Annotated in this window: 17 protein-coding genes; 4 read left to right on the top strand and 13 right to left on the bottom strand. The window is 45.4% G+C overall.

Features of this window, described 5'->3' with window-relative positions; translation table 11 throughout:
• Window positions 1–49: 49 nt before the first annotated feature.
• The 3 genes from ptsP to dhaK are packed head-to-tail and all read right to left on the bottom strand — an operon-like array spanning window position 50 to window position 4158.
• Window positions 50–2443: a phosphoenolpyruvate--protein phosphotransferase gene (gene ptsP, locus GZK95_RS16855; RefSeq protein WP_075713025.1), complete on the bottom strand. Its 2394-nt coding sequence runs from the start codon at window positions 2441–2443 to the stop codon at window positions 50–52.
• Between the two features lie 4 nt (window positions 2444–2447).
• Window positions 2448–3083: a dihydroxyacetone kinase subunit DhaL gene (gene dhaL, locus GZK95_RS16850; RefSeq protein WP_075713026.1), complete on the bottom strand. Its 636-nt coding sequence runs from the start codon at window positions 3081–3083 to the stop codon at window positions 2448–2450.
• Window positions 3084–3099: 16 nt separating this feature from the next.
• Window positions 3100–4158: a dihydroxyacetone kinase subunit DhaK gene (dhaK, locus tag GZK95_RS16845; RefSeq protein WP_075713030.1), complete on the bottom strand. Its 1059-nt coding sequence runs from the start codon at window positions 4156–4158 to the stop codon at window positions 3100–3102.
• Window positions 4159–4493: 335 nt separating this feature from the next.
• On the opposite strand from dhaK, the gene GZK95_RS16840 reads away from it, so the two are divergent.
• The gene (locus tag GZK95_RS16840) at window positions 4494–5579 is read left to right on the top strand and encodes a glycerol dehydrogenase (RefSeq protein ID WP_075706121.1); all 1086 of its coding nucleotides are present in this window, start codon (window positions 4494–4496) and stop codon (window positions 5577–5579) included.
• Window positions 5580–5641: 62 nt separating this feature from the next.
• On the opposite strand, the gene GZK95_RS16835 is transcribed toward GZK95_RS16840, so the two are convergent.
• The 3 genes from GZK95_RS16835 to GZK95_RS16825 all read right to left on the bottom strand — a co-directional run bounded on the left by GZK95_RS16835 (window position 5642) and on the right by GZK95_RS16825 (window position 7904).
• Complete coding sequence (locus GZK95_RS16835) at window positions 5642–6202, bottom strand: phosphohydrolase (protein ID WP_075713028.1); 561 nt, start codon at window positions 6200–6202, stop codon at window positions 5642–5644.
• A gap of 122 nt (window positions 6203–6324) precedes the next feature.
• Window positions 6325–6654 (bottom strand): gamma-glutamylcyclotransferase family protein, encoded by a 330-nt coding sequence (locus GZK95_RS16830; RefSeq protein ID WP_075713032.1) that lies wholly within the window; start codon window positions 6652–6654, stop codon window positions 6325–6327.
• Window positions 6655–6755: 101 nt separating this feature from the next.
• Window positions 6756–7904, bottom strand: coding sequence for an iron-containing alcohol dehydrogenase (locus tag GZK95_RS16825; protein WP_075713381.1), 1149 nt, complete (start codon window positions 7902–7904; stop codon window positions 6756–6758).
• Between the two features lie 135 nt (window positions 7905–8039).
• On the opposite strand from GZK95_RS16825, the gene GZK95_RS16820 reads away from it, so the two are divergent.
• Entirely contained in the window at window positions 8040–8930 is an 891-nt protein-coding gene (locus GZK95_RS16820) for an AraC family transcriptional regulator (protein WP_075713383.1), read from the top strand.
• A gap of 62 nt (window positions 8931–8992) precedes the next feature.
• On the opposite strand, the gene nfsA is transcribed toward GZK95_RS16820, so the two are convergent.
• The 3 genes from nfsA to manD all read right to left on the bottom strand — a co-directional run bounded on the left by nfsA (window position 8993) and on the right by manD (window position 12937).
• The gene (nfsA, locus tag GZK95_RS16815; RefSeq protein WP_075713385.1) at window positions 8993–9715 is read right to left on the bottom strand and encodes an oxygen-insensitive NADPH nitroreductase; all 723 of its coding nucleotides are present in this window, start codon (window positions 9713–9715) and stop codon (window positions 8993–8995) included.
• 159 nt (window positions 9716–9874) lie between these two features.
• Entirely contained in the window at window positions 9875–11635 is a 1761-nt protein-coding gene (locus tag GZK95_RS16810) for a sodium:solute symporter family protein (protein WP_151148802.1), read from the bottom strand.
• Between the two features lie 84 nt (window positions 11636–11719).
• Entirely contained in the window at window positions 11720–12937 is a 1218-nt protein-coding gene (gene manD, locus GZK95_RS16805) for a D-mannonate dehydratase ManD (protein ID WP_075713389.1), read from the bottom strand.
• A gap of 117 nt (window positions 12938–13054) precedes the next feature.
• Here manD and GZK95_RS16800 point away from each other — a divergent pair, with 117 nt between their 5' ends.
• The gene (locus tag GZK95_RS16800; protein WP_225623946.1) at window positions 13055–14089 is read left to right on the top strand and encodes a LacI family DNA-binding transcriptional regulator; all 1035 of its coding nucleotides are present in this window, start codon (window positions 13055–13057) and stop codon (window positions 14087–14089) included.
• A 74-nt stretch (window positions 14090–14163) separates the two neighbouring features.
• Here the strand turns inward: GZK95_RS16800 and GZK95_RS16795 are convergent, their stop codons facing one another.
• The 4 genes from GZK95_RS16795 to GZK95_RS16780 form a co-directional block, all read right to left on the bottom strand.
• Window positions 14164–15927 carry a sodium:solute symporter family transporter gene (locus tag GZK95_RS16795; RefSeq protein ID WP_075713391.1) on the bottom strand — a complete coding sequence of 588 codons (1764 nt, stop codon included), beginning with the start codon at window positions 15925–15927 and terminating at the stop codon, window positions 14164–14166.
• Window positions 15928–16259: 332 nt separating this feature from the next.
• Window positions 16260–16883, bottom strand: a complete 624-nt coding sequence (locus tag GZK95_RS16790; protein WP_075706112.1) for a bifunctional 4-hydroxy-2-oxoglutarate aldolase/2-dehydro-3-deoxy-phosphogluconate aldolase — start codon at window positions 16881–16883, stop codon at window positions 16260–16262.
• A gap of 58 nt (window positions 16884–16941) precedes the next feature.
• Complete coding sequence (kdgK, locus tag GZK95_RS16785; protein WP_075716261.1) at window positions 16942–17874, bottom strand: 2-dehydro-3-deoxygluconokinase; 933 nt, start codon at window positions 17872–17874, stop codon at window positions 16942–16944.
• Window positions 17875–17908: 34 nt separating this feature from the next.
• Window positions 17909–18244, bottom strand: a complete 336-nt coding sequence (locus GZK95_RS16780; protein ID WP_075706110.1) for a cupin domain-containing protein — start codon at window positions 18242–18244, stop codon at window positions 17909–17911.
• Between the two features lie 353 nt (window positions 18245–18597).
• Between GZK95_RS16780 and GZK95_RS16775 the strand changes: the two genes are divergently transcribed.
• Window positions 18598–20766: a heparinase II/III domain-containing protein gene (locus GZK95_RS16775; protein WP_075716260.1), complete on the top strand. Its 2169-nt coding sequence runs from the start codon at window positions 18598–18600 to the stop codon at window positions 20764–20766.
• Window positions 20767–20768: the final 2 nt, after the last annotated feature.

The raw sequence follows: 20768 nt of genomic DNA, 5'->3' as shown, positions 1-20768 counted from the left end.
CCCTAACCGAGCGGTTAAGGGCTTTTTACATCTCGATGGTTATTTCCGCTTACGCTTCAATAGCTAAGTTCAGCTTACGTACTTGCTCCTTAAGCGCAGGCAGTAAGCTCGCACTGGCGCTAAACTTTCTCAGCCCCAACTTAAGCAGCAGCTCGGTAGCCTTGATATCGCCTGCCATTTCGCCACACATACTAACTGGGATCCCAGCTTTGTTAGCTGCAATGCAGGTCAGTTCGATGGCGTTAATAACCGCAGGCTCAAAGTAGTTAACCAACTCGGCAACCGCAGTATTCCCCCGATCCGCAGCCATCACATACTGGGTCAAATCATTGGTGCCGATTGAGAAGAAATCCACTTCCTGAGCCAATGCATCGGCATTTAACACTGCAGCAGGCACCTCAATCATAATGCCGACAGGCAAAGTTAAAGCGTCAATGCCTAGCGCTTTCGCTTCACGAGCAATCAGCGCTTTGACTTTACGCACTTCTTCAACCGTCGCGATCATTGGAATCATAAGCAAAATATTGCTTTGCTCTTGATGAGCCCTAAGCACTGCACGGATCTGAGTGGTAAATAATGCCTCATGCGTCAAGCATAAGCGCACGCCTCGCAAGCCAAGAAACGGGTTTTCTTCAGATGGCATCGGATAAGCCGCTAGCGGTTTATCCCCACCGACATCTAAACTACGAATCGTAAGTGGCTTGTCACCAAATGACTGGGCGATGTCACGGTAGACTTCAAACTGTTCATCTTCTGTTGGTAGTTGATCACTGGTTTGGAACAAGAACTCGGTTCGAAATAGCCCCACACCTTCAGCGCCATTTTCTAAAGCGTAAGCCACATCTTCCGTTCCACCAATATTTGCGATCACTTGCACCTCAGTGCCATCGATCGTTACCGCTTTTTCTTGGGCACTATGTAAAGCAGCTTGCTGTTCTGCCAACCAATCATCACGCCTTTGGCTCAGCTCTGCCTGCATCTCTTCAGAGGGTTCCAACCACAAAATACCGCTAAAGCCGTCAACCGTAATAGCTTGCCCCGCTTTGACGCTATCAAGGCAACCTTGCGCTTTAACGACCGCCGGAATCCCCATTGCTCGCGCTAAGATTGCGCTATGCGATGTTTTGCCACCTTCACTTAAGCAGATCGCCAGTACTTTTGCTTTATCCAAACCCGCAACATCTGAAGGCATAAGATCACGAGCAAGCAAAATACTTGGCTGCTCAAGCACCATTGCGCTTGGTTTAACACCTGTCGCGGCGCTCATGACTTGGCGGGCAATGTCGTAAACATCCGCTTCTCGCTCACGCATGTACTCACTTTCAGCAGCTCGATAAGCAGACGCGAGATCTTCTATCGCCGTCATCCAAGCTTGCTCGCCAATTTGATTATCATTGATATGCTCTAACACGGATTGCCAAAGCTCTGGGTCAGACAGCATCATCAAATGAGCGCCAAATATCTCGCCATGCGGTTGCTTGGCTTGCAAAGCCAGTTGCTGCTTAACCACTTCAATAGCTGATTGGATATGCCCAACTTCAAAATCAATCGCCACAAACTCGCGCGAAGGAATAGCGGGGATTTCGTGGCTAAATAAAACCGCAGGTGCCGTCACTATGCCGCCATTTACACTTAACCCCACAATCGCGCCATCGATCTGTTGTTGAGTGCTTGCTGCCACTTGTGGCTCTTGGTCGATTACACCATTCTTAACAATTTCTGCTTCACCAAAGTGCTGATTTGCCAACTCGGCAAAAGCATCAACGGCAACTTGTGCATCTTCACCGTGAGCAAGGAAGGTGATCTCATCCCCTAAGCGAACCCCAAGTTTGGCGATGCTATTTAAGCTCTTCGCGCTGACGCGTTGGTTATCTTTTTCTAACCAGACATCACAAGTAAATTCAGCCAGTTTACCCACAATCGCGGCGGCGGGACGAGCATGAATACCATGTGGATTTTGCACCAACCAACGGAAGGCTAGTGCGGAATCATTCACATCATCAGCCTGGTCCTCACTTATGGATGGTGTGATTTCTTCCCCCAAATGTTCACGCTTAACGTCCAAAGCACTACTCGCTTCGGCCACAACCGTTTGAATATCCAAACCCGCTGCTGCGGCAACCGAAGCTGCCATCGTCCCTTCAACAATTGGGGCGGCAACCAGACGGACTTTTTCACGAATTTCATCATCAAGCAGCTCAAGGGCCATTTCTGTACTCAATAACGCACTTCCTAAGTCCATGAGAACGATAACACCCTGAGCGTCACAGACTTGCTCAATCGCGCCCATCACCGCAATTGCGTCAGTGCCAATCGGGTTTTCTGGATCATCGACACCAGCCGCAATCGCAAGGTTTACCTTACCTTGCGTCATCTGGGTGGCAAGCTCTGCCACCCCTTCAGCAAGGCGTCGGCTATGAGAAACAACTACAATACCGACCATGTACTTAGTTTCCTGCTATGGCTTGACGCAGCGCTTTGATCATCAACAGAGATGATGTTGCACCAGGGTCTTGATGACCGACACTACGCTCACCTAGATAACTTGCGCGGCCTTTCTTCGCTTGCATTTCAATTGTCGATACTGCGCCTTTCTCCGCTAAATCCACCATTTCATCCAGCAAATGATCCGCGCTTGTGCCGCTTTCTAATAATGACTTAACCGACGTAAGCATTGGCAACCAAACGTCACACATGGTTTTATCACCCTGCTCTGCTTTTCCGCGAGAAACCACCCCATCAACGCCACTTTTCAACGAGTCAATCAACTCTTCGAAGCTAAGTTGCTCGCGCGTGCCAACCGCAGCGGCAGTGCGAATAAACAGCGTGCCATAGAGGGGACCACTGGCACCACCAACACTGGATAGCAACGTCATGCCAGTATTTTTAAAGATGGTCGAGATGTTTTGTTTTTCAACCGTAGGCAAGGTTTCTGCTACCTTTTTGAACCCGCGATTCATGTTTAGACCGTGGTCTGCATCACCAATATCTCGGTCAAGATCAGTGAGAAAATCTTGGTTCTCTTCGTAAGTCTTCGCGCAAAGTTCAAGCCAGTTGATGATCTGTTGTTTTTCGATTTGCATGTGAATTCTCCTCGCCTTACCACTTAATTGCTGCTGTATCGACTGGAGCATCGAATAGATCGATCATCTCTTGGTCGGCTTTTAGTAACGTAATTGAGACCCCTTCCATATTAAGGGAAGTACAGTAGTTACCCACCATGTTACGCACTAGACGGAAACCCGCTTGCTGACAATTTTGTGCAAGGCGGCGATACACACCATAAAGTTCAGATTCAGGTGTCGCTCCCAAACCGTTAACGATAGCGATATAGTCTTGGTTTGCTTCGAATGCTTCGATCGCCGTTTCTACTTCATCCCAATCACTATCTTCACGGTTCCAAATACGTAAAGTGCGTGAGTAAGCGATGTTCTCTTTCACCTCAAGGAACATCTTGTCGACAAGCTCATCTGCTGTTGTATATTTAATTCGTTCAATACCCGGCTCGCCATGGATACCAACACCAAATTCCACTTCATCGTCAGCAAGAACAAAAGAAGGCTTACCCGCCGCAGGAACTACACATGCGTTCAGTGCGACACCAAAAGAGCGGCAGTTATTATTGACGCGACGCGCTAACTCTTCACATTGCTCTAGTGAATAACCTTTATCAGCTGCCGCACCTACAATTTTCTCGACCAACACGGTTCCCGCCACACCACGGCGACCTGCAGTGTAAAGGCTATCTTTTACTGCGACGTCATCGTCAATTAGCACCGAGCCCACTTTTACGCCATCAGCATGAAGCAGCTCAACCGCCGTTTCAAAGTTTAATACGTCACCCGTGTAGTTTTTGATAAAGAACAGTACGCCCTCACCACTATTTACCTTGTTGCCGCACTCATACATTTGATCTGGAGTTGGCGATGTAAACACTTCACCCGGGCAGGCACCTGTCAACATACCTTTGCCAATAAAACCCGCATGCAGAGGTTCATGACCGCAACCACCACCAGAAACCAATGCCACTTGCCCTTTTGACTCTTCGTGCCACATATAACGAGGCTCGTAGTTCACTTTTAGTTCTGCGCGAGATAAGGCCAAACCTTCCATCTGCTGTTTCACAACATCTTCAACACTGTTAATTAGCTTTTTCATCATCCGTTTCTCTTGTAATTCGAAATTTTTCGTAGGGGTTAATCGCATATTAAGTGGGCAAGCGTTGTTCTCAATGAAAAAATATTCGTTTCAAGTTGAAACGTTTCAAGCAATAAAAACGTTCCAAATTGGAACGCAAAAGCTGCAAAGATTAACTAACAGTGACCGCGCCCAAAGTTTGTTCCACAATGGGATTTTGAAAATCGAACCTTTGTCACCGCCTTCATAGTTCTGCTCATAAAGCGAGCATTTTACTTCATCAACCTGACGTAAAATCCTAGGATGATTGCAACGTTGAAACACTTCAGTCTCTACTTATAAAAGGTCTAACAATCATGGATAAAATCATTATCAGCCCAAGTAAATACGTACAAGGTGAGAACGTTCTGGGCTCTATTGCTGCTTATGTAAAAACGCTTGGCACTAACCCACTTGCTATCGCTGACGAGTTTGTTACGGGTCTAGTTGGTGACACTGTAAAAGAGAGTTTTGCAAAAGAAGAACTGCCGCTTGCAATGGACATCTTCAACGGCGAATGCTCTCGCGTTGAGATTGAGCGCCTAACCGATATTTGTGCGACACAGAAAAGTGATGTGATCATCGGCATTGGTGGTGGTAAAACACTTGATACAGCTAAATCTGTTGCCTTCTATACTAAGATTCCTGTCGTGGTTGTACCGACTATCGCATCGACTGACGCTCCTACATCAGCACTCGCCGTGATTTACACGCCTGAAGGCGAGTTTGCTGAGTACCTATTGTTCCCGAAAAACCCTGATATGGTGATCATGGATACGGCGGTTATCGCCAAAGCACCAGTGCGTCTGCTGGTTGCGGGTATGGGTGATGCGCTGTCTACTTACTTTGAAGCGCGTGCAAACATGACTTCAGGTAAAGCGACAATGGCTGGCGGCGCCCCTACGCGTTCAGCACAAGCGCTTGCAAAACTTTGTTATGAAACACTGCTAGAAGATGGCCTTAAAGCAAAAATAGCGGTTGAAAATGGCGTCAGCTCAAAAGCGGTAGAAAATATTATTGAAGCCAACACCTACTTAAGTGGCATTGGTTTTGAAAGTAGTGGTCTAGCGGGTGCACATGCCATTCACAATGGTCTAACCAAATTAGAAGAGTGTCATCACCTTTACCATGGTGAGAAAGTCGCATTCGGCACATTGGTTCAACTCGTGCTTGAGAACGCTTCAATGGAAGAGATCAATACGGTAATGGGCTTCTGCCGTTCTGTTGGCTTGCCAACAAACTTGTTTGAAATGGGCGTGAAAGAGTTAAATCATGCCAAATTGTTTGAAGTAGCTGAAGGCGCAACCGCTGAAGGCGAAACGATTCACAACATGCCATTCCCAGTAACTGCAGACAATGTTTACGCAGCAATTTTAACCGCTCACCAGCTTGGGTTAAAATAATCTAACCACCTCCTCTTAAGTTTAAGCAGCCACCATTGGCTGCTTTTCTACTTAACAGCGGATTACCATTTTACAATACCGAGTGTCACTTTAACGCCCCCCACAAGAGTCGAGCCGCCATAGTCTTTCGCTAAGCGAAGCAAAGTGTCATGAAAGCCAAGGTTAGGGAAAGCTTGCTCGACTTGCTGAATATGCTCTTTGCTCATTCCCTTGCGCACCGCACCTTTTGTTGCATCAATCCAATCGGCTTTTCGACAGGCTTCTATCACTTTCGCATGTGGGCCTTTGTATGGCGAGATTTTATGGTGCCAATGAATGGCGCCGCGCAACGCATCAGGGTCTAAGCCCCATTGATGCTGAGCATTATCTGATAGTGCGAGTATCTCGGAAGGCTCTAAGTAGGCCAGTTCGCGATCTGTCCATAAGCCAATGTCATGATAAACAAACGCCGTTTCGACTAGCTGTTCATATTGCTCGTCGTTATCAAGAAAATGCATTGCATAGGTGATGGTGCGATAAACATGGTTGCGATAACCAAGATAGTCATCACCAATCACCTCTTGATACTTAGCAAACAATAACTCTACACGAGGTCTTTCTAGTTTTATCTCTATCTGCGACATTCCGTTTTCCTTATTGTCACTTCGATATGTACGACAACTCAATTTTACTTGCAGTCTTAGATAAAGATAGCAGCACATCTGGCGATTTTTGAATCATTGAAGATTACCGCCAAAGCGCCTGATTACTCACTCAACATATAGATATATGCTTCAACAACACCACCTTCATCTAAATGAACTGTCGTAGCAACGCGTTCGTATTCGCTGCCCTCAAACTCATCCAGCTTATGCCAGTTTTTCGCTAGGTTTTCTGAGGTAAAAACAAAACCTCTCACCTGCTCACCAGCGTCATTTAGCTCAATACCTGGGTAACCCATCTCAGAGCCCCAGCCTTGGTTTTTCAAAAAACCAAGCACATAACCTTCACGCCACTCGCCGCCTATTGCGGTCATCACATGCTCATTTGGGCGTCCCGGACCAAGAGTGCCATAGACAAATAACTTATCTAACATCGTACTTCCTTTCGGTTCCATTAATGTTTAAGACAGCATAATATAAAAAATAGCCGCAAAATGCGGCTATTTTCCTCGAACTAAACTAAGTTTTGGATTGGTTATGCAACGGCGTTTTCCAGAATTTGGCGCGCTTCAACTGGCGTGACCGTTTGGTTTTCCGTCAATGCGATCATGCCGTGCCCTTCTAAGCGCTCTATCACTAGGTCAATCGCTTGCTGCTTACTGACGTTATGCTCCGTAAGTTTGGTTGCGACACCCAGTTGGTTATAAAAACCTTCAATCGCATCAATAGTGCGCTCGGCAAGATCACTGCTTTCTTGTAGAGCAAAAACATTGCGCCCCATCTGCTCAAGTTTCGCACGCTTATGTTCAATCTGATTGCGCAATAGTGCAGGTTGGACTATCGCCAGAGAACGCGCATGATCCACATGCCACAGCGCAGTTAGCTCATGACCAATCATATGAGTCGCCCAATCTTGTTCAACACCAGCAGCGATAAGACCATTGAGTGCTTGGTTGGCTGTCCACATTAAGTTAGCTCGCCATAAGTCATTGTCACGCTGGGCATAGGTGTCGCCCAAGGTTTTTAGAGCGCGCAACAACGCCTCTGAGTAGCCGTCTTGAACGAGAGCGCCGGATGCTTTAGTTATATACTGCTCACAGACATGCACCCAAGCATCCACAATCCCATTCACCAGTTGCTTCTCTGGTAGGGTTTTCATTACATCCGGATCCATCACGGCAAACAGAGGTTGTACACATGCCGCTGCAAAAGGCAGCTTCTGTTGAGTTTCCGCTTTAGTAATCACGGAGTTGATGTTGGACTCCGAGCCTGTCGCCGGAATCGTCAAGATCACGCCAATCGGTGTCGCCACTTCAGGCTTGTAATTCCCAGTTAAAATGTCCCATCCATCACCATCATAGTGGGCGGCTGCAGCGGCATACTTAGCGCCATCAATAACCGAGCCACCTCCAACTGCAAGTATAAAATCAACGGATTGCTGCTTAATAATCGCAACAGCCTTATCCATGGTTTCCTTGGTCGGATTCGCCTCGACACCAGAGAATTCAAGCCAGTTATGATTTTCTAACGCCTTCTCCACTTGCTGGTACACGCCATTCTTTTTCACTGAGCCACCACCATAGATGACCAGAACTTTCTTCGACGTATCGATGGCTTGAGTGATGCTACTGATTTGACCTTGGCCAAATAGGATTTGTGTTGAATTTTGATAAGAGAATTTCATGTTGCCCTCTGTGCTGATTCTTTTTAAAAGTGTATTTCGCCCGGGATGTATGCATAATAGTATTGGAAATTACGATTATGAAGGTCAATTAATCCAAATAACATGACTATTCCTACAAAACACTCAGAGGTAAACATGTCACTTAAATCTCTCATGCAGCGCTTTGTTGATCTAAACAACCTGCATAATTTCGAAGGAAACATGGCAACTAAGCTCGACAATGTGCATTTTTACCGTAGTCAGAATGGTCATCCTCGCCAGTCAATGATGTATCAATCAGGTATTGTAGTATTGGGACAGGGACATAAAGCTCTCTATGCCGGAGGGCAAAGGCACACTTATGGCGAAGGAGATTGCTTAGTTATGGGGGTTCCAATGCCACTCGAATGTGAGGCTTTCCCTAATCACAATTCGCCATTACTTGGGCTAGGTATTGAAATATCGATGCCTTTACTGCAAAAGCTCGTTGGAAAAATTAAGCTTCATCACCCAGAGCTCACTCACCCTACTTCACACTCTGAGATGAGTATTCGACACGAGCCTATTGATGCCAACTTGCTCACCGCCTGTGAGCGTTTAATGCAAGCACTGTGTGACGATTTACAAGCCGATGTTCTAGGCCAAGCCTTGGTTGAAGAGGTCCTCTTCTTTGTGCTGTTGAGCAAAAGTGGGGATACTTTGTTCAACCTTGCAGACCAAGAAGGCCGCTATGGTCGAATTGCTGCGGTGCTACAAGAAATCCACACAAATTACTCCAGTACATTGAATGTTGCTGATCTGGCTAATGCGGCAAACATGAGCGTATCATCTTTTCATACCGCATTTCGCAATGTTACCTTGGAATCCCCAATCCAATACATTAAGAAAGTGAGACTCAATAAAGGACGTGAGCTTATCTGCTTCCAAGGAAAGCGCGTCAATGAGGCCGCAGATATGGTGGGTTACTCTAGTGCCGCTCAGTTTAGCCGTGAGTTCAAACGCCAGTTTAATCTCGCCCCTAAAGATGCCGCACACCAAGCAGCCTAGCACCACAGCTCTGTGCAGTGCGGATATTTCTGCACAGAGTTACGGTGAGCGGTAGTGAGGCTTTAGCGCTTTAGTAACCCCTTATCATGCAAATAACCGAGAATATGTGGGCGCGACTCTCCAGCCAATTTAGTCGTCACTTCGGTCGACCATGCGCTCTGTTTTTGATTACTTGAACGGCTAGCATAGTACTCTTGCATCACTTGATCGTATTGGGCAATTTTATCGAGATCCAGCGGCTGATATTGGTTTTGATGTACCACGACATCAATGGGCAAACGTGGCTTCACTTCTGGATTTTGGTCAGGGTGACCTAAGCACAAACCAAATAGAACGGCGCAGTGGGCAGGTAAACCCAGTAGCTCATCAACTTGTTTGGCATTGTTGCGCAAACCACCGATATAAACCCCACCCAGCCCCAAAGATTCTGCAGCAAGAAAACAGTTTTGCGCCATAATACCTGCATCAATCGCACCAATTAAGGCTAACTCCGCAAAGTCACTTTGCACCTTAGGGTTGATAGTCTTATGACGTTGATAATCGATACAAAAGACCAGAAACTCAGCAGCATTACTCACATGAGCTTGATTGCCCGCCATTTTTGCCAACTCATCTCTTTTATCCTGCTCTGTCACTCGAACAACCGACACTACTTGCAATAAGCTCGAAGATGATGCGGCTAGCCCCGAGCGTAAAATAAAGTCCAGTGCTTCAGCATCAATCGGCTGATTGGTAAATTGGCGAATTGAGCGATGGGCTAAGATAGTATCGATAGTGGAGTTCATTGGTCACCTTCCTTGCTTATTGAGTCTTTCTATCTGAGCATATTTTGCTAGGAAAGATAAGCGCTATTGCGCTTATTTGTAGCAAGCAACTCATAGACAAAAGAGCCGCATCATGCGGCTCTTTCTTGCTTCTAGCAAATTATGTACTAATCGATAGCTCTAGCGATTAAATGCAAGTTTTTTGTTTGCCTGCTTAGGCTTTAACAAATATCCAATAAACAAGACACTCAAACCACATAAAGCAAACAGTACTCTGCCCCACAAGGGATTTGGAATTAGACACATTAAAAACAATGCGCCTCCCATCATAAGAGTAATATTGCCCAGCTTAGTGCTTTGCAACTTATCAAACTCTTTCTGCTTGTCATCGCTAACGAACTCCGTTTCTAAGTCAACAAAGAATTTTTCCACTTGCTGTTTCTCTTGTGCAGAGAATGACTCTGGACGATAGAAAAACTTTGTTGCATAGAAAAAACCACAAGTGAGCAATAAATGAGCAGCAATGGTAATAATGGTTCTTAACTCACTCATTTCACGCTTTGTAAACGCGATGTCTAGCAGTTCACCTAACGCTTGTGGTGTGAAGTAACTAATACACATCCAAGAGACAAACATACCAAATACGACTGTAGCCCACGCAGCCCATTTCGGTGTGTTTTTGACAATCACCCCCATAAATAGAGGTACCAGCAGTGGTACTTGTGCCAAAGTTGAGACCGTCATCATTAGTTCAAACAAACTCATCTCTTTTAAACTGCTAAATAGCAGCGCAATCAAAATAACCAATAAACCGTTCACGATACAAACGAGTTGACCAACACGAAGACGTGATTGCTCAGAAGTCTCACGACCTTTGCAAATAATAGGTGTCCAAAAGCTATTAACAAAAATACCCGAGTTACGGTTTAAAGCTGAGTCCATTGTCGACATCGTCGCTGCAAAAAGCCCTGCGAGCAATAAGCCTATCGTTCCAGCAGGCATCGCTCGCTCAGCAAAGACTAGATAAACCGCATCCGACGCTTTGCTACCTAGATTCGAAAACTGCTGAGCAGCATCTGGATAAAGGATCGCTGATGCCCATGGTGGAATAAACCAAATAAGTGTACCCACAGCCATCAAACACATTGCCATTAGCGCTGCTTGCTTAGCATTTTTCGAATCTTTCGCGTTAAGGAATCGATAGGAGTCCTGCATGTTATTGATTGTTTGGATCTGCTTGGCAATAAAGAACACTATAGAACCAAGGATTATCACACCATAGTTCATATCCGGCCCCATAATAAAGCCCGACGGGAACTCGGTGATAATTCGTCCAGGGCCCCCAACTTCAACCAAAGCGACAACGGCACATGCTACTGAGATGACGGCGACGATCAAGGTCTGGACAAAATCTGATGCTACTACCCCCCACGCCCCACTTAGCAATGAAATAACCAATACAATCAGTCCTGTAGTCCAGATTGTAATCGTCATATCCAAGTTAAATACCGCACTGACAAATATCGACAGCGCATTGATCATGACGCCCGCATTTAAAATGCTCAGCGGAATAATTGCCCAAGTGAAAAACTGTTCGTTCTGGTTGCCAAAACGATTTCGAATCGCTTCTGTCGGCGTATCAACGCGAGTTTGTCTAAAACGTTCCGCAAACCACCAATATGCAACCCCGTAGCCAATAGTGTTAGCGATAAAAACAGCTGCGACCATAAACCCATCGTTAAATGCTTTACCAGCGGCTCCGGTAAAGGTCCATGCACTAAACTGAGTCATAAACGCCGTTGCGCCAACCATCCACCAAACCATGCGACCACCGCCACGAAAGTAATCACTGGTTGATGAACTGGCCATTTTTTTAAACGCAAAACTTATGACGATCATCAGGATAAAATATCCTGCGATCACGAGAATATCGATGTTCATTATGTCATTCCTTTTGTTCTTAGATCAGTAAACTCCTGACTGGCAAGGGATATTAGAAGAATATTCACCAGTCAGGATAACGAGTTACCAGTTCCAGAGCGTGCCATCTTCTAGGCGGCTAACAGGGAGGTAAGAGCGCTTGTATTCGTACTTCTTCATCGCTTCTTCGTCTATGTCGACGCCCAGTCCCGGAGCTTCACTTGGTAAAAGCATGCCGTTTTTAATATTCAATTCGTATTTGAACACTTCATTGATTTCATCGGTGCCAAATCCAACGAACTCTTGAATACCGAAGTTTGGCGCCCATGTATTGATATGGAGATGTGCCATGGTTGCGATTGGAGAGAGATCCGGAGCGCCGTGTGGAGCCATACGTACGTGATGCATTGCAGCGAAATCACTCAACTTACGCATTGGCGTAATACCACCACCGTGAGATACCGCTGTTCGGATATAATCAATAGACTGAGTTTCAATCAGCTCTTTGGCATCCCACACAGTGTTGAAGATTTCGCCGACTGCTAAAGGCGTAGTGGTATGTTGACGAATCTGTGCATACCCTTGCTGGTTGTCAGCTGTCACACTGTCTTCAAGGAACATCAGGTCATATGGTTCAAGCATCTTGCCAAGCTTTGCCGCTTCGATCGGTGTTAGACGACTATGCACATCGTGCAGAAGTTCAATGTCGTAACCAAATTGCTCACGTGCTTGTTTAAATAGCTCTGGGATAAAGTTCATGTACTTACGCGTACACCATTCATTCTCTGGTGGTAGCGGACGGTTACCTTGCAGTTCGTAGTAGTTTTTCTTTCCTTCAAGCGTGCCGTATGTGCCTTTTTGGTTTGGAATCGTACATTGCAAACGCACCGCCTTGTAACCTTGGTCAATAAACTGACCTAAGTTAGTCAACACTTCCTCGATTGACTCGCCATTTGCATGAGCGTAAACCGTAACGCCATGACGACTCTTGCCTCCAAGCAATTGGTAAACTGGCATATTGGTGACTTTGCCAAAAATATCCCAAAGCGCCATATCAACAGCGCCAATCGCTGTCATGGTTACAGGGCCTTTACGCCAATACGCACCTTTAAAAAGGTACTGCCAGACATCTTCAATTTGCAGCGGATCTTTGCCAATCAAACACGGAGCAATATGCTCTTCTAAGTACGCAGCTACTGCCATTTCGCGACCATTAAGCGTGGCATCACCAATACCGTAGACACCTTCATCAGTTTCGATCTTTACGGTGACAAAGTTACGTCCAGGACGACAAACCAAAACTTTAACGTTAGTAATTTTCATTATGGGATCTCTGTATAAGTAAATCGGTTTTGTAAAACGATTTAGTAAATCGGTTTACTAGAACGGTTTACTTGCGAATATAACTCCAACAGGTAAAATGTCAACGATCGAAAATCGATGAAGTTAACAAAAATAAAGGTCTCTATGGGCAAGGTAAGGATTATTGATGTTGCCAACCACGCTGGTGTATCAAAAAGTACCATCTCGCAGTACTTAAACGGGCGTTACAAACACATGGCAGAATCGACTCGGGAAAGGATCAAACTCGCAATCAGTGAGCTAGATTACGTCCCTAACCCAATTGCACGAAGTTTAAAAACGGACAAAACCAAAACGATTGGCGTCGTGGTTAGAGATGTGGCGGGATTTCACTCAAGCCAAGTCATTCGCGGAGTAGACGACTACTGTAAAAAACATGGCTACAATGTGGTTATCTACAATACAGACTTTGCCCCTGAATCAGAGGCTCAATCACTCAAGTCACTCAAAGAGATGTGTGTTGATGGCATTATTATCGCGTCATCGGGCAAAAATCCGGATCTTCTAGATCAATACCGACAACAAGGCTTCCCGCTGGTTGAGTTCCAAATCGAATATCAACCTAGCGACAAGTACGTCGTTGTCTCTGACTACGAAAAAGCAGCGTTTGATGCTACTGAGTATTTGATCGAGCTTGGACATAAAAACATATGCCTCATTACTCAAACGTTTGAAGGCATTCAATCGCGTCAAGAGCGTATCCAAGGGTTTCAGCGTGCACTAGATAAACACGCAATCAAGCATGATCAATCAAACATTCTTTTCTGGTCAAGAAAAGATGGATTTGAATCATCACCGTCCGCTTTGCTTCGCAGTGCGCAAGCTCCGAGTGCCTTTTTCACTCAACACCTTGCCATTACGACTGAACTGCTTAAGGATCTTGAAAGCAACAAGGTGACCGTCCCAAATGATGTCTCTCTACTCGGGTTTGATGAACTGCCAATGGCTGAGTTTCTTAAGGTCCCCGTCACCGTTATCAAGCAAGACCCTCACCGCATCGGTGTCGAGTCAGCAAAAACATTGATGGCACTGATTAACAACAAAAAGCCACGCACCAAAAAGATTATCGTGCCCTGTAAACTGATTGCTCGTCAGTCTTGCCAAACCAGATAAAGCGCATTTTCATACTCGCGTTATATGAAGCAAAAAAATCACCCATTATGGGTGATTTTTCAGTTTAAAGCGGCCTAACCGTTGTTGGTGTCAGCTAACACCTTGGGGCGTGTATTGCCTTTGGCAGCATTGACCAACAGCACACCGACAGATAGGACGATAGAGCCACACAAGATAAACAGCAGTCGACCAGTTGGTTCATTCGGAATCAGTGCCATTGCCAAGATACCAAAGCCGGCAACACTGATCAGTTTACCCAACATACCACGTTGTTTTGTATCTAGGTTTTGCTGTTCTTCACTGTCTGCAACCAAAGGTGTGTTCCAGTTTTCAAACAACTGATCCACTTCCTTTTCACGCTCTGGCGTCAAGCCTTTGTAGAAACGCGTTGTTAGTAAGAAGAAACCACCGGTGAAAATCACATGCGCAGCTAAGCTCAAGCCTACTTTCAAATCAGCCCATTCACGTGCAGTAAATGCCTGCTCAAGACCAAATAGACGCTCGACATCCTCCGCTTGCAACGAAATACCGAAAATATAAGAGACAAAGCCACCGACGATTAGCGTAGCCCACCCTGCCCAATCAGGTGTGCGGCGAATCCACATACCCAGTAGAACAGGAATCAACATTGGGAAGCCAATAAGTGCACCAACGTTAAGAACAATGTCGAACAAGCTTAGGTGACGTAGTGAGTTAATAAACAAACCGATACCAATGATGATGAAACCCATCATAATCGTGGTTAACTTACTCACCACTACCAACTCTTTTTGTGACGCTTGCGGGCGCACAATAGGGCTGTAGAAGTTCATCACAAAAATACCAGCGTTACGGTTTAGGCCTGAATCCATTGATGACATCGTGGCAGCAAACATCGCCGACATAAGCAGACCAACCATACCTGCTGGCATCACATTCTGTACAAAGGCTAGGTACGCAGCGTCTCCCCCTACCGAACCATACTGGTCGATAAAATCAGGCATAAAGGCTGCAACATACCAAGGTGGCAAGAACCAGATAATCGGACCGACAATCATAAGCACACATGCTAAGCCGGCTGCTTTACGAGCATTTTCACTGTCTTTTGCACATAGATAGCGGTAAGCATTGATGCTGTTGTTCATAACGCCAAACTGTTTGACAAAGATAAACACCACCCACAACACAAAGATGCTGACGTAGTTGAGGTTGTTACCCAACATAAAGTCACCTTTGAAGTTCGCGACAATGTTACCAATACCACCACCTTGGAAATAAGCGGCAACCGCACAGGTAATCGTAACAGCCATGATAACCAGCATCTGCATAAAATCTGAAGCAACAACTGCCCATGAGCCACCTGTTACTGCCATTAACATCAGTACCAAACCAGTGACAACAATGGTCGCTTCCATCGGGATGTTGAATACCGCCGCAACAAAAATAGCGAGACCGTTGAGCCAAATGCCTGCAGAAATCAAGCTGTCTGGCATACCTGCCCAAGTAAAGAACTGCTCAGAAGTTTTGCCAAAGCGCTGGCGAATCGCTTCAATCGCCGTCACTACTCGTAGTTGACGGAACTTTGGCGCAAAATAGAGATAGTTTAAGAAGTAGCCAAATGCATTGGCTAAGAAGAGGATGACAACAACGAATCCATCGCTGAATGCGCGTCCTGCGGCACCTGTAAACGTCCATGCTGAAAACTGTGTCATAAACGCGGTGGCACCCACCATCCACCACAACATCTTACCACCTCCACGGAAATAATCGCTGGTAGAGGTGGTGAACTTACGGAACATCCAACCAATCGCAATTAAGAACAGGAAGTAGGCGAGAACAACAAGAGTATCAATAGTCATTTTTTCAGCCTTTTAAGTTTGATCATTTTATGGGTCTTAGCTTACTCCGGTTATCTTTTTATTTGTACTACAATAATCTTTTATTGTGATCTCAAACATAAGTTATCGTCAAACTCAAAGACCAGTCAAATCCTTACTGTACATAAACTGAGACAATGGATGCCAATAATATCCACATCTAAAACTAGGATATATTGTAATACAAATACACAAATACTCTTTATTCAATTATGGTGTATGTTAAGACTATCTGCCCATATGCGGCTATAAAAAAAGCGAGCCAAAGCTCGCTTGATAGTAACCAAATATAATTTGTTTTTACTGTCAGTCAGTTACGCGACGTGATTAACAGCATCACGCACGAGTTGACCCAGCTCGTCCCACTTTCCTTGATCAATCAGATCTGTAGGCACCATCCATGTCCCACCACAAGCCAATACTGAAGGCACCGATAGATATTGGTCAACATTTGATAGACTGACACCGCCTGTTGGCATAAATTTCACTGGATAAACTGCCGTCAATGCTTTAAGCATTGCGACACCACCTGATGGCTCAGCTGGGAAAAATTTAAGCGTGCGCAGCCCCATTTCCATCGCCTGTTCCACTAGACTTGGGTTGTTGACTCCCGGAACAATCGCCACGTTTTTATCTAAGCAGTACTGTACCGTACGAGGGTTAAAGCCCGGACTGACAATAAAGTCCACGCCCGCGTCAATCGCTTGGTCGACTTGCTCGTTGGTGAGAACAGTACCAGCACCGATCAGCATTTCTGGAAACTCCGATCGCATTGCACGAATCGCTTCAACGGCACATTCAGTGCGGAAAGTAATCTCAGCGCAAGGCATACCATTTTCAACCAATGCACGTCCCAAAGGAATTGCATCTTCAACCTTATTGATAGCAATAACAGGGATCACTTTTAACTGTTCGAGTTGTTGGTTTAAAGTCGTCATAATTTTCTCACAAAAAAGAAAGTCCGTTCCCACAAAGGTGAGTTCGGACTCATTAGAATCAAAGTTGAATGTTAGGCATTACGTCTAAAGGAATGATGGCGCCCTTATGCTGGATAACAGAGCCTGCCATACAGTGTCCTGTATATGCAGACTCACTCGCATGACCACCGAGCAGTCTTTTGGCTAAGAAACCGGCACTGAATGAATCACCTGCAGCAGTTGTATCGATAACATTATCAACACGATTAGGGGCAACATATTGCTGCTCATCAGCGGTCACTACTAAGCACGCTTCGCTACCACGCTTGATGACCACTTCATTCACACCCAATGAGCGCGTTCTCTCGACACATTGCTCGATATGCTCATCGCCAAACAGCAGTTGGTCATCTTCAAAAGTGAGCAACGCGATATCAGTGAGTTTGAGGATCTTTAAGTACCAAGATTGTGCTTCTTCGCGATGCTTCCAGAGTTTAGGGCGGTAATTATTATCAAAGATTACCTGACCACCCTGTGCTTTGTAGCGCTCTAAGAAACCGAAAAGCTGTGTTTTCCCTTCGTCAGTCAAGATCGCTAGAGTGATACCACTCAAGTAGACCGCCTGATAATCATAGAGCTTATCTACCAGTTCCGGAGATTCATTCTGCTCAAATAAAAACTTAGCCGCAGAATCACTACGCCAGTAATGGAAGTAACGTTCGCCTGATCCATCGGTTTCGATGTAGTAAATACCCGGTTGCTTCTGATCAACCGTTAACACTAAGTCAGTATCAATACCTTCTGCCTGCCATGCTTCAAGCATTTCTTTACTAAAAGGGTCATTACCCACTGCGGTAACATAGCTTGTTTTAACCTTGTGTGCCTTTGTGAGACGAGACAAGTAAACCGCAGTATTTAATGTGTCACCACCAAACGTTTGACGGAGCTGACCATCCTTTTTCTGTAGCTCAACCATACATTCGCCAATGATTGCAATATTGATATTTTTCATATAGTCACCTTAGCAATATGGGTTGACGAGCAAGTTACTTAAGGAAGTCTTCACGAGCTGGATTAAAAATATCGAGTAACACACTGTCTTGTTCTAAAGCGACAGCTCCGTGAAGTAGGTGCTTACGTGCAATAAACGCATCCCCTTTTTTAAGGATTTGCTTTTGACCATCAACTTCAGCGGCAAAGCTACCATTCACAACGTAACCAATTTGATCGTGAATCTCATGAGTATGTGCGGTGCCGATTGCACCTTTGTCAAAGCATACGTGAACGGCCATTAAGTCGTCAGTATAAGCAACAATTTTTCGCTTAATACCATCTCCTAGCTCTTCCCATGGTTGTTCATCTGCAATAAAGAATGGATTCATTGTCTTACTCCTAAACTTGATAGTGGCATTGCCCTCTTTGCTCAACTTTTCCAAGGTGCAATGTTTGGCACTCTGCTAATTGAATGAGCAAATCATATAGGAACTCTTTTATTTGTAATACAATATATCTATAAATGTGTGACATAACGCAAAAACCCGTAGTGATACAACCGACGAACAAATGCTATGAAACATTCTTTTACACCCACCACAGCATTAAAATACAACAACTTACAACAACCAGTGTGACATTCATCTCCCTTTGGCTGGATAAACCTTAAAATAAAGCTCTTATTGTATTACTTTATATCGAGATAAGAACATAATCCGACTCATTGAGGGTGGTAATTTTAATGACAACACAACCGATTTTGTTGAACACCGCAGAAATAGCGTTATTACGAAAGGAAATCGGCAAGCCGAGTTTGATGGGTAAGTCTATTGAAGCAAACCGCAAAGAACTAGAAACGTTTATGCGCTTGCCTCTGGATGTACCTGGTCACGGCGAAGCTGGCGGCTACGAGCACAATCGCCACAAGCAAAACTATACCTATATGAACTTAGCGGGTCGCTTGTTCTTGATTACTCAAGAAGAAAAATACGCGCAGTTTGTGAAAGATCTCCTCGCCATATACGCAGAGAAATATCTGACGTTTGATTTCCACGTTCAGAAAAATACCAACCCTACCGGTCGCCTTTTCCACCAAATCTTAAATGAGCATTGTTGGTTAATGTTCACTAGCCTTGCGTACTCTTGCGTGGCTTCAACAATGACTGAGGAAGAGCGCACAGCTGTTGTTGAACGCATCTTCGAACCAATGCTAGACATGTTCACAGTGAAATACGCGCACGATTTCGACCGCATTCACAACCATGGTATTTGGGCAGTTGCAGCAGTTGGTATCTGTGGCCTTGCAATCGGTAAACCTGAATATCTTGAGATGTCGGTTTACGGTCAAGATCGTAACGACACAGGCGGCTTCCTTGCGCAAATTTCTCAGCTATTTGCACCTTCTGGTTACTACATGGAAGGCCCTTACTATCATCGTTATGCTATCCGACCACTATGTGTATTTGCTGAAGTTGTCCATCGTCACATGCCTGAAGTGGATATCTACAACTACAAAGACAAGGTGATTGGCAACACGGTACAAGCAATGCTGGCAACGGCTTACCCGAATGGTCAGTTCCCTGCTCTAAATGATGCGTCTCGCACGATGAGCATCACCGACATGGGCGTACAAGTTGCAGTAAGCGTATACAGTAAACACTATGGCTTAGACGACAACATTTTGGGTATGGCGAAAATCCAAGATGCAGTTTGGATGCACCCATGTGGTCTAGAGCTATCTCAAGCGTTTGATAAAGCGACAGCAGAACGCGAAATCGGCATGCCTTTCTGGCCAAGCGTTGAGCTTAACGAAGGTCCTGACGGCAACAGCGGTGCACAAGGTTTTATCCGTATGCAGGATAAAACTGGCGACGTTTCTCAGCTAGTGATGAACTACGGTCAACACGGTATGGGTCACGGCAACTTCGACACACTAGGTATTACCTTCTTCAACCGCGGTCAAGAAGTTCTGCGCGAATACGGTTTCTGTCGTTGGGTAAACGTAGAACCTAAGTTCGGCGGTCGTTACCTAGACGAAAACAAATCTTACGCACGTCAAACTATTGCGCATAACGCGGTAACGATTGATGAACAGTGTCAGAACGGTTTCGATGTTGAGCGCGCAGATTCAGTGCACGGCCTGCCACACTTCTTTAAAGTCGAAGGTACTGAAATCAACGGTATGAGTGCGTTTGCAAACGACCACTACCCTAATACTGACATGCAGCGCAGCGTATTTATGCTAAGCCTTGATGAGTTAGAAGCGCCGCTACTGCTTGACCTATACCGCATCGAAGGTGAAGGTGAGCACCAGTACGACTACTCACATCAATACGCAGGGCAGATAGTACGCACCAACTTCGATTACCAAAGCGAAAAAGAACTGAATACACTTGGCGACAACTTCGGTTACCAACACATCTGGAAAGTAGCAAGCGGTAAAGTTGAAGATACAGCGTTAGTGAGCTGGCTTCAGAACAACACTTACTACACTTGGCTCGGTACAAGCAACAGCGCGAAGCAAAACGGTGACAACGAAGTTATCTTCACTCGCACTGGCGCTAACGATCCAAGTTTTAACCTACGCAGCGAGCCAGCGTTTATCCTACGCAGCAAAGGCGAATCTACCCTATTTGCTTCTGTACTTGAGACTCACGGTTACTTTAACGAAGAGTTCGAGCAATCAGTTAACGCTCGCGGTAAAGTAAAAGACATCCGTGTTATTGGTTACAACGCAACTGGCAGCGTAGTAGAAATCACAACTGAGAAGTCTCGCATTACTGTAATGATCAGCAACGTATTTGATGCTGACGACCAAACCGCACACAACGTCGAAATTAATGGCAAAACATACAGCTGGAATGGCTTCTACTCACTAGAGATTACTGAAGCGTTCGAGCAGGAGAAATAATA

Origin of the sequence: Vibrio panuliri, from assembly GCF_009938205.1 — a bacterium.
GTDB lineage: Bacteria > Pseudomonadota > Gammaproteobacteria > Enterobacterales > Vibrionaceae > Vibrio > Vibrio panuliri.
The sequence above is the reverse complement of the archived record's forward strand: the minus strand, read 5'-3'. Positions and strand labels throughout refer to the sequence as shown.